The organism is Streptomyces sp. RK62, from assembly GCF_018070255.1.
GTDB classification, from domain to species: domain Bacteria; phylum Actinomycetota; class Actinomycetes; order Streptomycetales; family Streptomycetaceae; genus Streptomyces; species Streptomyces nigra.
Genome location: NZ_JAGPYD010000006.1, coordinates 182457 through 194926, shown reverse-complemented (window position 1 = coordinate 194926; position 12470 = coordinate 182457). Strand labels below are relative to the sequence as shown.

Genomic DNA, 12470 nt, shown 5'->3' with positions numbered 1-12470 from the left:
GGGCAGTGATCTTCCGCGGGCCGGCGTCACTTCTTGGGCCGCCAGGTCTCGAGGTTCCACCACGGTCCGGAGGCGAAACCGTGCTCATGAGGCTCGACCTGCGTGGTCAGCCCGTCCCAGCGGTCGGCGAGGACGTAGACGTGGTCGATGTGGGTGAGGAACGTGTAACCGGGATTCTTGAGCAGCTCACGTTGGAGTTCGTCGTAAGCGGCCTTGCGAGTCGCCGTGTCCGAGCTGCGGCGGCCGGTGTCGAGGGCCTTGTCGACGACCGGGTCGTCGTAGCGGGCCATGTTGTTGAAGCCGTCGCCGGCGAGGGAGGAGTGCAGGAGCGTGTGGAGACCGTAGTCGGGGTCTCCGGTGCTGCCGAAGCCGGCCAGGACAGCGTCGTCCTTCATACGCGGCTCGATGACCTCCCAGGTGGCGCTCTCCACCTTCACCTCGATGCCGGCCTTCTTGGCGTCGGAGGCGTAGGCGAGCGCGTGGTCCTGGCGGACCTTGTCGCCGGAGGGGCAGAGGAGGGTGAAGGAGGCCCGCCGGCCGTTCTTGACGCGGACGCCGTCGTCGTCGGCCTTCCAGCCGGCGTCGTCCAGAATCCGCCGGGCCTCGCTGAGGTCCTGCTCGCGCTCGATGCCCTTGGCGAACCAGGGGGTGTCGACGGGCAAGGGCCCGTACGCGGGGCGTCCTGCGCCGTCGAGGATCGTGTCGACCATGCCCTGCCGGTCCACCGCGGCGTCCAGTGCCCGCCGGACGGCACGGTCGGCGGTGACCTTGTTCCCCTGCGGAAGGGTGACCGCGCGGAAGTCGTACGTCGTCGCCTCGTAGGTCTTCTTCGCGCCGTCGCTCTTGAAGGTGGCGGCGAGATTGGGCGGCAGGACCGCGCCGTCGAGGTCACCGGAGCGCAGGCGGGTGGCGCGCACGTCGTCGTCCTTGATGACCGCCATGGTCACCTTCCTCACCTTCGGCGCGCCGCCCCAGTAGCCCGGGTTGGCCTTGAAGGTGAGCTTCTCTCCCTTGCTCCAGGCAGTGAGCACGTACGGGCCCGTGCCGACGGGCTTGGTGTTGAGGGAGCCGGTGTTGGGGTCCTGCCCCTTGGCGATGTGCTCGGGGACGACGGGCAGCACCGTGCGCCCGGCGAAGGGGGCGTAAGGGTACTTGAGGGTGAAGACCACCTTGTCGTCGCCGTCCGCGCGGACCTTCTTGATGGCGTCCAGCTCGCTGCGACTGGTGTTGTTGGTCTTCGCGTCGAGGATCGTCTCGTAGGTGAACACCACGTCGGCCGAGGTCAAAGGCTCGCCGTCGCTGAATGTCACGCCGTCACGGAGGGTGTAGGTGTAGGTCAGGCCGTTGTCGGTGACCTCGGGCAGGGCCTTGGCGAGGGCGGGCCTCAGCCTCAGGTCGGCGTCCCGGGCCAGCAGGCCGTCGAACACCTTCGAGTTGCCGTCCTTGCCGTAGCCGAGCAGGGGACTGAGTGTGTCCGGCTCGGATGCCACCCCGATCACGACGGAGTCGGCTCTGCCGCCGACTTCGCTGTCACCGGGGGCCGAGCAGGCGGCGACGCCGGTGAGTAGGGCCGCCGTGGCGGCGGCTGTCCGTATCCGACGGACCGTCATGGACCTCACACCCTTAATGAAGATCATAAGCTGTTGCATACTACTTGCAACAAAGGCTGCCCGGGCAGCTCAGAGGACAGTCCGGTACCGAAGGGCCTGCTCGGGCCCTTCACATGGGCGGTGTCGTAGGGGGCAGGCGGCGTCCATGAGGCGGCGCGCGCCGCCGGTCTTGCTCTGGGCAGGACATCGAGGCGATGCGGCAGCCCCCTACCTGACAGGGCAGGGCCAGGCTCTGTGCCGCCGTCAGGAGCGCGGCGGACAGCCTGCGCTCGCGCCGTCACCGGGCGCCCTGGGTTGAGCTTGTCAGGCGCGTGGCTCCAGGGGGAGGAACGTCACCTGTGGGGCGCCAGTGCGCGGATGGACGGCCACTTCCGTCTCCACTCCATAGACCTCGGCCAGGAGCGCGGGGGTGAGTATCTCGGCGGGCGGTCCGGAGGCGGTGACCTCACCCTCGTACAGAACGTAGAGGCGGTCGCAGTAGCGGGCGGCCAGGTTGAGGTCGTGCAGGGCGAGCAGCACGGTGGCGGGCAGGCGCCGCAGGGTGCCGAGCACGGACAGTTGATGCCGGATGTCGAGGTGGTTGGTGGGTTCGTCGAGGACGAGGAGGGTGGGCTGCTGGGCGAGGGCCCGCGCGATGAGGACGCGTTGGCGTTCGCCGCCGGAGAGCCGGTCGAAGGTGCGGTCGGCCAGGTGGACGACGTCGACCGCCAGGAGCGCCGCGTCGATGAGTTCGGCGTCCTCGGGGGTGTCACCCGCGAGGAGCCGTTTGTGCGGAGTGCGGCCCATGGCGACGACCTCACGCACCGCGAGGTCGAAGTCGGCTGCCGACTCCTGGACAACCGCCGCCACGGTGCGGGCCAGCTGCCGCACCGGCAGCGACCAGGCGTCGGTTCCGTCGACCTTGACCTCACCCGCGTCGGGGCGCAGCACGCGGTAGACGGTGCGCAACAGGCTCGACTTGCCGCTGCCGTTGGGGCCCACGAGCCCGATGGTCTCGCCCGGACGGGCGGTCAGTGACACGTCGCGCACCAGGTGGCGGGCTCCGGCGGTGAGCGTGACGCCGTCGACGCTCAGATCGGACGCGGTCATGCCACACCTCGGTCGGTGCCGCGCCGGGCGTCCCGGCGCATGAGCCACAGGAAGAACGGCCCGCCGCACAGGGCCGTGAGGACGCCGACGGGTATCTCCATCGGCGCGGCGATCGTCCGCGCGGCGATGTCGGCCCAGACGAGGAAGACCGCTCCGCCGAGCGCCGCCGTCGGCAGGACCCGGCGGTGGTCGCCGCCGACGAACAGGCGCACGATGTGGGGCGTCATCAGGCCGACGAAGCCGATCGGCCCGGCCGCCGCGACCAGCACGCCCGTGACGAGGGACAGCAGGACGAACAGCCGGGCACGGAAGCTGGCCACGTCCAGCCCCATGGTGGTGGCCGCCTCCTCGCCGGCCAGCAGCAGGTTCAGGTTGCGGGCCTGCGCCAACAGGACGCCGACACCGAGCAGCAAGGCCGTGCTCGGCAGCCACAGCGTGCCCCAGTCGACCCCGCCGAGACCGCCGAGGGTCCAGGCGAGGACCGCGCGGGTCTCGTTGCCCCGGTCGGTGGTGAGCAACAACAGATCGAGGACCGCGGTGAGCATCGCGGCGATCGCCACGCCGGACAGCACGAGACGGGAGGAGGTGATGCGTCCGCCGGTGCGGGCGGTGGCGTACACGAGCAGCAGCGCCCCCAACGCCCCCACGAAGGCTGCCACCGGCAGGGAGACCGGACCGAAAAGGGTGACTCCGAACACGATGACGGAGACCGCGCCGAGGGACGCCCCCGAGGAGACGCCGAGCAGATACGGCTCGGCGAGCGGGTTGCGCACCAGCGCCTGAAGGGCGGTGCCGACCACCGCGAGGCCGGCGCCGGTGACCGCCCCGAGCAGCACCCGCGGCGCTCGCACGTCCACCACGATGGTCTCCCGGGCCCGCGACCAGTCCGGCTGCTGCCAGTCGGCACCCAGTGCGTGCGTCACGATGCCCCACACCTGGGCGGGTGGCACCTGGACGGAGCCGATCGCAAGTCCGGTGACGGCGGAGACGACGAGCAGGGCGGTGAGCACCAACAGTGTGACGGCCAGCCGGGTTCGGCCCTCTCCTGGCTCGGTGGTCCTCCGTCGTCGGACTCGCGTCTCGACGGACGTGACGGTGGTGGTCCGGGTCACCGGAAGCTCTCGGGGTGCAGTCCGCGGGCAAGATCGTCGACGGCGTACGCCGAGCGGATTCCCACCAGCGTGGCGGTCAGCGGCAGCACGACGAACCGCTTGTTCCTGACAGCGGGGACGTCGGCGAGTGCGGGCTGGGACAGCAGGAACCTCTTCTTCTGCTCAACGCTTCCGGCACCCGCGTAGTCGTAGACGGCGATGACCTCCGGTCTGCGCTCGATGACCTGCTCCCAGGAGACGTCGCCGAAGACGTCGTCGAGGTCGGCGAAGACGTTCTCGCCGCCGGCCAGCCGGATGAGCTCGGTGCCGAGGCTCTTGCCGCCCGCGGTGAAGGCGGCCTTGTCGCCGCTGTCGTAGACGAAGACGGGTACGTCGGGCTCGCCCTCGACCTTGCCGGCGGCCTTGCCGACGCGGCTCTTGAGGTCGGTGACCAGCTTGTCGGCCCGGTCCGTGACACCGAAGATCTTGCCGATGGTGCGGACCTCGTCGTAGGTGTCCTCCATCGTCACCTTCTTCTTGCCGCAGTACTCACGGTTGAGGTAGGTGTCGATGCCCGCGTCGGCGAACGCCGTGCGGGAGCGGCCCTCCTTCTCGGCGAAGGCGCTGCCGTAGCCGCCGTAGACGAAGTCGGGTTCGGCATCCAGGACCTTCTCGAACGACGGTTCCTTCCGCGCCAGTTCGGGAACCGCCTCGTAGTCCTCCTTCAGCTCGGGCAGCACCGCGGAGTCGGGGAAGGCCGTGCCGACCATACGATCCTTCAGGCCGAGGGCGAGCATGAGTTCCGCCGGGTGCTGATGGATGGTGACCACCCGCGACGGCGGCCTGTCGTACGTCGTCCTCACACCGCAGTTGTCGACGGTGACCGGGAAACCCGCGGGCACGGCCGCGGTGGCCTTCGCGTCCCCGCCGCTCTCGTCGGCCGCACCGCAGTTCGTGGTCAGCAACACTGACGACAGAGCCACGGCAGCTGCCGTGGCACGAAGGAACCCGCGCGTGCGGGCAGGGCTGAACAGCTGGGACACGTGAAGCCTCCTGGAGTCCGCGCTCCTCGGATCGGGCCCGCGACGGACCAGTGTCCTGACTCCCGGATCGACGCTTCCTCCGCCTTCCCGCGCGGCGCGCAGTGGCGTGTCGGAGGGGCGCTCCCCGGTCACAGTGGCGGGACCGTGCCGGATTCGCACCGGCTTCCTGTCTCCCGTCGCGGCGATGACCAGGTGATCCTACGATTCCCCGTGTCATCGGCAAAAGGCCGAGGGGTTCCGGCCGCACGCACCACGCCTCCTCGACGCTCCGTGGACGGCCCACTTGCCTGCTGGGTCCGCCCAAGGAGCGAGCGCCGTGCTGATCACTCGTGACCGCGCTCGGGTGACTGCCTGTCAGGCGGTCTGGCCTCGTATCCTTGTGGCCTTATGCCGGGAGCTGTGGGGAGCGGGTGCCGGCAGGAATGCGCAGGGCGAGGATGGCCATGTCGTCCTGGCCGTCGCTCGGGTGGTGATCGGCCAGGACCTGCACGAGTTCGTGCAGCGGCCGGGTGGCATGGGTGGCGGCGAGGTCGGCGAGCGCGGTCAGGCCCACATCGATGGAGTGGGCTGGATGTTCGATGAGGCCGTCGGTGAAGAAGAGGAGGATCGAGCCCGCGGGCAGGGAGCGAGTGTGGTCGGGGCGGTGTTCACCGGTGCTCACCCCGAGCGGCAGGCCGGGCTCGGCGTGCAGGTACTCCGTTTCCAGGTCAGGGCTGATCAGCAGGGGAGGAAAGTGCCCGGCCGTGCTCCATCGCAGTACCCACCCGGACGGATCGGGTTCGATGCGGGCCAGGCAGGCTGTGGTGACCGGGACCTCCGCAGTGGCATGCAGAGTGCGGTCCAGTTGGGCGAGGATCTCGCTGGGCGGAGTACGGCGGTCGTACAGCAGCGCCCGGAGCATGCTGTGGGTCTGCGCCATGGCGGCCGCCGCGTACAGGTCGTGGCCGCCTACGTCACCGATCATGATGCCGACCGCCTCGTCAGGCAGCACGATGGCGTCGTACCAGTCCCCGCCGAGCCGGTTGGGTTCATCGGCCGGCCGGTAGACGGTGGCGGCGGTGAAGGGGCTCAGATCGGGCAACGTGGGCAGCAGCAGACGCTGGAAGGTCTCCGCGCTGTCACGGACCTGTCCGAAAAGGCGGGCGTTCTCGATCGCGATACCGGCGGCGCTGGCGAGGGCGACCACCACGTCCTCGTCATCGGGGCCGAAAGGACGGCCGTCGAGACGTTCGGACAGGTAGAGATCGCCGTAGATCTCGCCGCGGACGCTGATCGCCACTCCCAGCAGGGTGCGCATGGGCGGATGACCGGGCGGGAAGCCGGCGGAGGCGGGATGCGAAGGGATGTCGTCGACGCGGAGTGGTTCGGGATTGTGGATGAGATGCCCGAGCACGCCCCGACCGTGGGGGAACGCCACCCCGCCCAGATCGGCGCGTTCCGTCTCAGTCAGCCCCGCCGTGATGAAGGCCTTGAGATACTCGCCGGACTCGTGCAGCACCCCCAGGGCGCCGTAGCGTGCGCCGACCAGTTCCATCGCGGTGGTGACGATGCGCCGCAGCACGGCCGAGAGATCCAGTTCCCCGCTGATGGCCAGCACCGCGCCCAGCAGACCCTGCAGCCGGTCCTTGGCGTCGGCCAGGGCTTGTAACTGCGCACCGATCTCGTCCAGCTCGGTGTCCAGCTGCAGCCGCAGGTCAGGAACCTTCGGCTGCTCGGTCCGCCCGGGCTGGTCCTGGTCACTCAACGCGCGTGCCTCTGGATCGTGTGATGTGCGGTCAGTGGGAGTCGGGTCCACCTATATACCTAGCCGCCTACGAACGGGAGGCGGCCAACGGCGCAAGCTTTGCCCCGTTTCGTTCATCCGCAAACAGGCCATGTGCCCGGCTACGTGTGCGTGGACCAGGCAGGGATGGCATAGACGGAAGCCGTGTCACTTCGGGCGGAAGCCGTGGCAACGTCTTCGTGCCCAGCTCGGCGCCGCGCGTTGCGCCGGTACGTGGCACCCGATGAGCCGCTCGCGCCGAGTCCGGCCGGTCGCGGCGGCCGGGGCACCCACGGCCACGGCTCTGCGTAGCGAATAGCACCGCGCAGTCGCGTGTGCTCATGTCTACGCTGGCGGAGTGACATTGGTGTGGGTGACCGGCAATTCAGGGACGGGCAAGTCCACGGTCTGCGGGGTGCTGCGCGAGCGTGGCTTCGTCGCGCTCGACGCTGATGAGGACGGCTTCTGCCGCTGGTTCGACCGGGCTGACGGCGAGGTGGTGACGAACCCGCCTTACCCGGTTCCCGCAGGCTGGCTCGATCGATACGGGTGGGAGATCGTCCGCGAGCGGGTGGAAGCCCTCGCGACGGACTCCCGTTCCCGCGTGGCCTTCTTGTGCGGGTCGGCGGAGAACGAGGCGGACATCCTCGATCTTTTCGACGTCGTCGTGTGCCTGGCGATCGACGACGAAACCCTCCGCCACCGGCTCGCGACCCGCACCACGAACCCTTTCGGACGGCATCCCGAAGAGCTGGCGGCGGCTCTGAGGTGGAATCCTCTGACGCGAACGATCTACGAGCCTCACGGCGCTACGATCATTGACGCCTCCAGGCCTTTGGCCGAAGTGGTGGACAGGGTGATCGCCGCGGTACAGGAGCGCTGAGGTCGGTGTGTGCGGATACCCCGCGGCGACTGGTGCGAGGGGTTCGCCGGCTGGACGGAGGTCCGGTGCCCTACTCGGTGAACTCGGTCACGGAAAGCGCCCTGTCCACCCGGGCGGCCGCCAGGTCGTCATGTCGGATCACGAAACTTCCGTAGTAGAACTCGTGCGCGGCGGGAAAACGGGCCAGTGTCATCCATTCGCTTGTCAGTCGGTGCTTCTCCTTCTCCACATGGGAATACCATTTCGCCACCGGGATGACGATGTCGCCGGCCTGCTCGAGCCCCGCCAGCGTCTGTTCGGCAATACTCGTGATCACTTCGTCGTCGACATACCCGCCGATACATGCGCTGGCGAGTCCTTCGTCAGCCGGCCACAGGTCGTGGGCCAGAGCGCGGAGTTGGTCCAGGTGCGGGATGTCACGCTCCAGGTCGCGGGCCAACTGCTCCTGAAAGGGCGACCGATCGTCCTCACCGTCATCCGCGTCCTCGTCCGCTTCGAACCAAGGCGGAAGCTCAGCGAGAAGCGTGGCGCTGACGGCATACTCCTCGCCGACGCATTCGGGTCCAGGGGGTTCCGCGGCCACGGTGTCGGTGCCGGCTTGGACATACAGGACGCGGGCGTAGCTCCGCTCCCCGCCACCGTCGTCCAGATGGTCCTCCTCATGGTCCAGGAAGAAGAGCAGTGTTCCGTCGGACGGCAGGCCGAAGCCGTCGACTCTCGGAAGCGCCCCGCAGTCGACGGAGAAGACGAACGGCAGCGGACTGTGCCCCGCGGACGGCCAGGGCACGCCCACCGGCAGGCGGGGCACCCCGCCGAACTGCCCGACCGGAGGACCTCCGGAACCCCCGCTCAACCGGATCGACAACCGCAAGTGCCGGCCGAACCTGCTGATCTCGTCGTCCGGGATACCCAACTGGCCTGCCGCGCACCGGAATTTGCCCTGATGATCCATGCCGACATGATGTCAAAGGCCGGCGACCAGCACCGGACGGCACCCAGCCGACCGCTCGATGATCCGACCGTCAGCAAGGCGCCGAGCAGACCGACGACATACACCGTGAAGATCACCGGCATCGTGACGGACAGGCATCACTCACACGTGTCATCACGTTCCACGGCGCCTTGATCAGCTCGGCCACGGAGCGCCCATGATGCGCTCGACCGTGCTCGTGCGCTGGAAGCCGGGAATGAAATGCTCCAGAACATCCGCATTCACGGTTCCGTTCGTGGTCTCCGGGCGGTGCTTGAGTCCGTCGACGTAGGCCTGCAGGAACTCGTTCTTGAAGTCACCTCTCGGGTGAACGGTGATGATCTCGTCCACCTGGCCGCGATCCAGCTCGCCCAAGCCCAGGCCGATCACGTCGGTCAGAACCCCCAGATGCGTGATGGCGATCTCCGGGCCCATCCGCCCGGGAATTCCCGGGGTCGTGTGCAGCGCGATCGCCGTCCACACCACGTCGGCGGCCTCGGCGGGAAACCCGCTGTCGAGCATGAACTTACGTGCATGGTCGGCTCCATCGACCTCGAAGCGCTGCTCGACGTCGGAGAACGGCGTCAGGAGACCCGTGTCGTGAAACATGGCGGCCAGGTAGAGAAGCTCCGGGTCGGGCTCCAGGCCGAGTCTGTGAGCGTGCATCGCGCCGAAGACGAAAACGCGCCGGGAGTGGTGGTAGACGAGGGGGCCGGTGGCCTGCTGTATGAGGCGGGTGGCCTCGGCGACCGCCGTCGTTCCGGGAATCTCCACCCCCGCGATGACCTCGCTCATGACCTCTGCTCCTTCTGAGACGGGTGTGTTACGAATGGACGGTGCGTCCGTCTTCCACCCTGCCGACCACCCGGCCTCCGGCGCTCCCTCGGTCCGGCCATGAGTCACCCGAATCCGGACAGGCGGGCAGCGAGGAGGTGGGCTCCGCCACGCATCGGGTCGCGATCCTGGTCTACGACGGGGTCAAGCTCCTGGACGTCGCCGGCCCGGCGGAGGTGTTCGGGGAGGCGAACCGGCTCGGTGCCGAGTACACGATCGTGCTGGTGTCACCGACCGGTGCGGATGTCACCTCGTCCATCGGGATCCGGATCGCGGTCGACGCCGCCGTCGCGGAGTCTGCTCCTGACACACTCCTGGTGGCCGGCGCGGACCTCTACCCGCGCACACCCGTGCCCCGTGATCTGATCGAGGCAACGCGCACGCTGGCCGATCGGGCCGGCCGGGTCGCGTCCATCTGCACCGGAGCGTTCATCCTCGGTGCCGCGGGCCTCCTGGACGGCAAGCGCGCGACCACACACTGGAAGGTCGCGCACGAGCTCGCCGCCCGCTGCCGGGCCAGCCGCGTCGAACCCGACGCGATCTACGTCCGCGACGGCACCACCTACACCTCGGCGGGCGTGAGCGCCGGCATCGACCTGGCAATGGCACTCGTCGAAGAGGATTGCGGCCCTGAGGTGACCCGCGACGTCGCCCGCGCCCTGGTGGTCTACATGCAGCGCTCGGGCGGCCAATCACAGTTCTCCGCCCCCCTGCAGGGACCGCTGCCCCGGTCTCCTGCCCTCCGCAGAATCACCGACTTGATCACGGCGAATCCCGGAGGCAACCACTCGCTCGGCGAACTCGCCAAGCACCTCAGTGTGAGCTCCCGGCATCTCACGCGGCTCTTCAACGACGAGCTGTCCACCACGCCGGCCCGGTACGTGGAGATGATCCGGTTCGACATGGCCAAAGCCCTGCTCGACCAAGGGCATACCGCGACACAGACGGCATCTCTTGCCGGATTCCCGAATTACGAGAGCATGCGGAGAGTTTTCGTGAGGAAATTGTCCCTCAGTCCCGCCGCCTATCAGCGACGCTTCAGCACAGCACGCCGAGCCGGCGCGCAGGAGCAGTAGCGTTCCTGCTGCCGTCGGCGCCTCTGGACAGTCGCGGAATCGTCGGACGGCCGATGTACTGCTCGGAGGCCTCCTCCCAAGCTGTGGCCCGACTCCTGATCCTGCTGGTCTCCGCCTGTCGGCCAGGGCCGTCCGAGGTGGCCGCTTGAACATACTTCGGACCGGTGTGAGGCTGGAGGAGGCACGGTTCCGCCGTCGCGTCACGAAGAGCCCACCTGACAGATTCGCCCACCGGGTCCGGTAACCCACCAGGTTGCGGCGGCGAGGGGTGAATGCAACCCCCGCCCCGCAGGGGCACGGACGGCATCTCTACGCGAAGTGAGGCGATGGAATGGCTCGGGTTCCCGAGGTTGCCGTGGTAGGAGCCGGTATCGTCGGCCTCTGCACCGCCTACGCACTGGCCGAACGTGGAACGACGGCGCGGGTGTACGAGAGCGGCGTTCCAGGCCATGGACAGTCCAGTGGCCAGTCCCGCATCTTCCGCCACGCGCACGACGACGCCCGCCTCGTCGAATTCACCCGGCAGGGCCGTGCCATCTGGGACGAGTGGGCCGACCGGTTGGGCACCGAACTGGTCTCCCAGGACGGAGTGGTCGCCCTGGGCGGTCCCGTACCTGGGAGACTGCGCATTCTGCAGGAGGCGGGTGGCATAGCAGTCCGGGCCGTGGACGGCGCCGAGATGCGCACTCGCATGCCGCTGCTCGCCGACTACAGCGGCCCCGCGATGCTCGATGAGGACGGGGGCGCCATCCGCACCCGTGCCGCGGTCGAGAGCCTGGCCGAAGCGCTGGGCGACGCGGTGGTCACCGACGAGGTCATCTCGCTGCATCCGACGGGCCGCGGCACGGTGGAAGTGCTCAGCGCGGCCGGCCGCGAAGAGTACGCGACGGCCGTGGTGTGCGCGGGCCTGAGCACCGCGCGGCTGGCACGCAACGTGGGGCTTTCGCTGCCCGTACGGCCGGCAGCCCATGTCCGCCTCACCTTCCAGGTCAGGGGAGCGCCTCCGGAACGGGTCGCCTGCCTGCAGGACAGCAGCGGCGACTTCGGTGAGGTCGGCGTCTACGCGGCCCCCTACCCCAGCAACAGCCGCTACGCGGTGGGCCTCAGCGAATCGGTGGAAGTACGGGAGGACGGCAGCTTCGCGGACCCCAACGCACTGGTGGCGCTCAACGACCGCGCCCGCGCCTATGTCTCCCGCGCACTGCCCGGCCTCGATCCCGAGCCTGTCGAGTACCTGCACTGCTGGGTGACGAGTCTGCCGTGGAGCGAAGACGGCATGGCGGTCTGGGAAGCCGACAGGATCTTTTTCACCGCTGGGCACAACCTGTTCAAACAGGCGCCTCGGCTGGGACGGGCATTGGCCGGCGCGGCCATGGGCGAAGGACTCGAGGAGAGCCTGCGACCGGCGGCGACACTCGGCCGGCCCCGCTGACCGCCCCGACGGTCGGCGATCCCGCTCCGACCGCCTGGTGCCTACGAGGGCCGCGGGCGCTTGCCCGCGGGGCGCTAAGGCTCAGGTGTTGGCGGCGCCATAGTGCAGGACGTCGCCTCGCGGAAGCAGGTACCCGATGTCCCGCGTCTTCGGCATCCTCCCCGCCAGCGCCGACGCGTCGGTGCAACCCGAGACCTCGAAACCGATGACCCCCAGGCTGAAGGAGGTGCTCGTGAAGGTTTCGGTGCCGATGGCGGCCAGCCATTCGTCCATCACGTCGGACCGGAAGAACGGCCGGCCGTCCCAGTAGGCGACGCCTGCCTTGTCCAGGGCGCCGAGGGGGACGTAGAAGTCCAGCCAGTCACTGCTTTCGTCACCGCCGCGGATCGCCACACAGCCGCATACGGTCAGGTGGCCCGGCGGCAGGCGGACCCGGCCACTGAGGTGACCGAACTCGGCCAGTGAGTCGACCGTGCACGGCACGGGATCCTGCTCCTCGGGTTCACGGTCTCTCCGCCCGAAGCACCCGTGAACGTCGGCGGCAGACCACAGAGCACTCAGGACGGCTTGGATCCGGGCATCGTCGTTCGACCCGACCTCGATGGCCAGCTCGTAGTAGCCCTCCGACCAGTTGGTCCGGTCCCGGAAGGCGGCAGGACTCGTCATACCGTGATCATGTG

At 68.9% G+C, this 12470-nt stretch carries 11 protein-coding genes and 1 riboswitch; of the genes, 3 read left to right on the top strand and 8 right to left on the bottom strand.

The genetic code is table 11. From position 1 onward, the window contains the following. Window positions 1–26: 26 nt before the first annotated feature. The 5 genes from KBY32_RS13545 to KBY32_RS13525 form a co-directional block, all read right to left on the bottom strand. Window positions 27–1610 carry an ABC transporter substrate-binding protein gene (locus KBY32_RS13545; protein ID WP_210980172.1) on the bottom strand — a complete coding sequence of 528 codons (1584 nt, stop codon included), beginning with the start codon at window positions 1608–1610 and terminating at the stop codon, window positions 27–29. Between the two features lie 303 nt (window positions 1611–1913). Next, a complete protein-coding gene (locus KBY32_RS13540; RefSeq protein WP_210980171.1) occupies window positions 1914–2699 on the bottom strand; it encodes an ABC transporter ATP-binding protein in 786 nt (261 codons plus the stop codon). After that, a complete protein-coding gene (locus tag KBY32_RS13535; RefSeq protein ID WP_210980170.1) occupies window positions 2696–3811 on the bottom strand; it encodes an iron ABC transporter permease in 1116 nt (371 codons plus the stop codon). Before KBY32_RS13535 ends, KBY32_RS13540 begins: the two co-directional genes overlap by 4 nt. Then, window positions 3808–4833: an ABC transporter substrate-binding protein gene (locus KBY32_RS13530; protein WP_210980169.1), complete on the bottom strand. Its 1026-nt coding sequence runs from the start codon at window positions 4831–4833 to the stop codon at window positions 3808–3810. Before KBY32_RS13530 ends, KBY32_RS13535 begins: the two co-directional genes overlap by 4 nt. Window positions 4834–4881: 48 nt before the next feature. Further along, a riboswitch (cobalamin riboswitch) is annotated at window positions 4882–5003 on the bottom strand. Between the two features lie 215 nt (window positions 5004–5218). Then, a complete protein-coding gene (locus KBY32_RS13525; RefSeq protein WP_247689422.1) occupies window positions 5219–6577 on the bottom strand; it encodes a PP2C family protein-serine/threonine phosphatase in 1359 nt (452 codons plus the stop codon). Between the two features lie 376 nt (window positions 6578–6953). On the opposite strand from KBY32_RS13525, the gene KBY32_RS13520 reads away from it, so the two are divergent. Further along, on the top strand, window positions 6954–7478 hold the full coding sequence (locus KBY32_RS13520; RefSeq protein WP_210980168.1) for an AAA family ATPase: 525 nt from the start codon (window positions 6954–6956) through the stop codon (window positions 7476–7478). 70 nt (window positions 7479–7548) lie between these two features. On the opposite strand, the gene KBY32_RS13515 is transcribed toward KBY32_RS13520, so the two are convergent. Further along, window positions 7549–8430 (bottom strand): DUF1963 domain-containing protein, encoded by an 882-nt coding sequence (locus tag KBY32_RS13515; protein ID WP_210980167.1) that lies wholly within the window; start codon window positions 8428–8430, stop codon window positions 7549–7551. 174 nt (window positions 8431–8604) lie between these two features. After that, window positions 8605–9243, bottom strand: coding sequence for an HD domain-containing protein (locus KBY32_RS13510; RefSeq protein WP_210980166.1), 639 nt, complete (start codon window positions 9241–9243; stop codon window positions 8605–8607). A 137-nt stretch (window positions 9244–9380) separates the two neighbouring features. On the opposite strand from KBY32_RS13510, the gene KBY32_RS13505 reads away from it, so the two are divergent. Then, complete coding sequence (locus tag KBY32_RS13505) at window positions 9381–10358, top strand: GlxA family transcriptional regulator (RefSeq protein WP_210980165.1); 978 nt, start codon at window positions 9381–9383, stop codon at window positions 10356–10358. A 331-nt stretch (window positions 10359–10689) separates the two neighbouring features. Beyond that, complete coding sequence (locus KBY32_RS13500; protein ID WP_210980164.1) at window positions 10690–11790, top strand: FAD-binding oxidoreductase; 1101 nt, start codon at window positions 10690–10692, stop codon at window positions 11788–11790. 81 nt (window positions 11791–11871) lie between these two features. Here the strand turns inward: KBY32_RS13500 and KBY32_RS13495 are convergent, their stop codons facing one another. Further along, window positions 11872–12456 (bottom strand): hypothetical protein, encoded by a 585-nt coding sequence (locus KBY32_RS13495; RefSeq protein WP_247689421.1) that lies wholly within the window; start codon window positions 12454–12456, stop codon window positions 11872–11874. Window positions 12457–12470 lie beyond the last annotated feature (14 nt).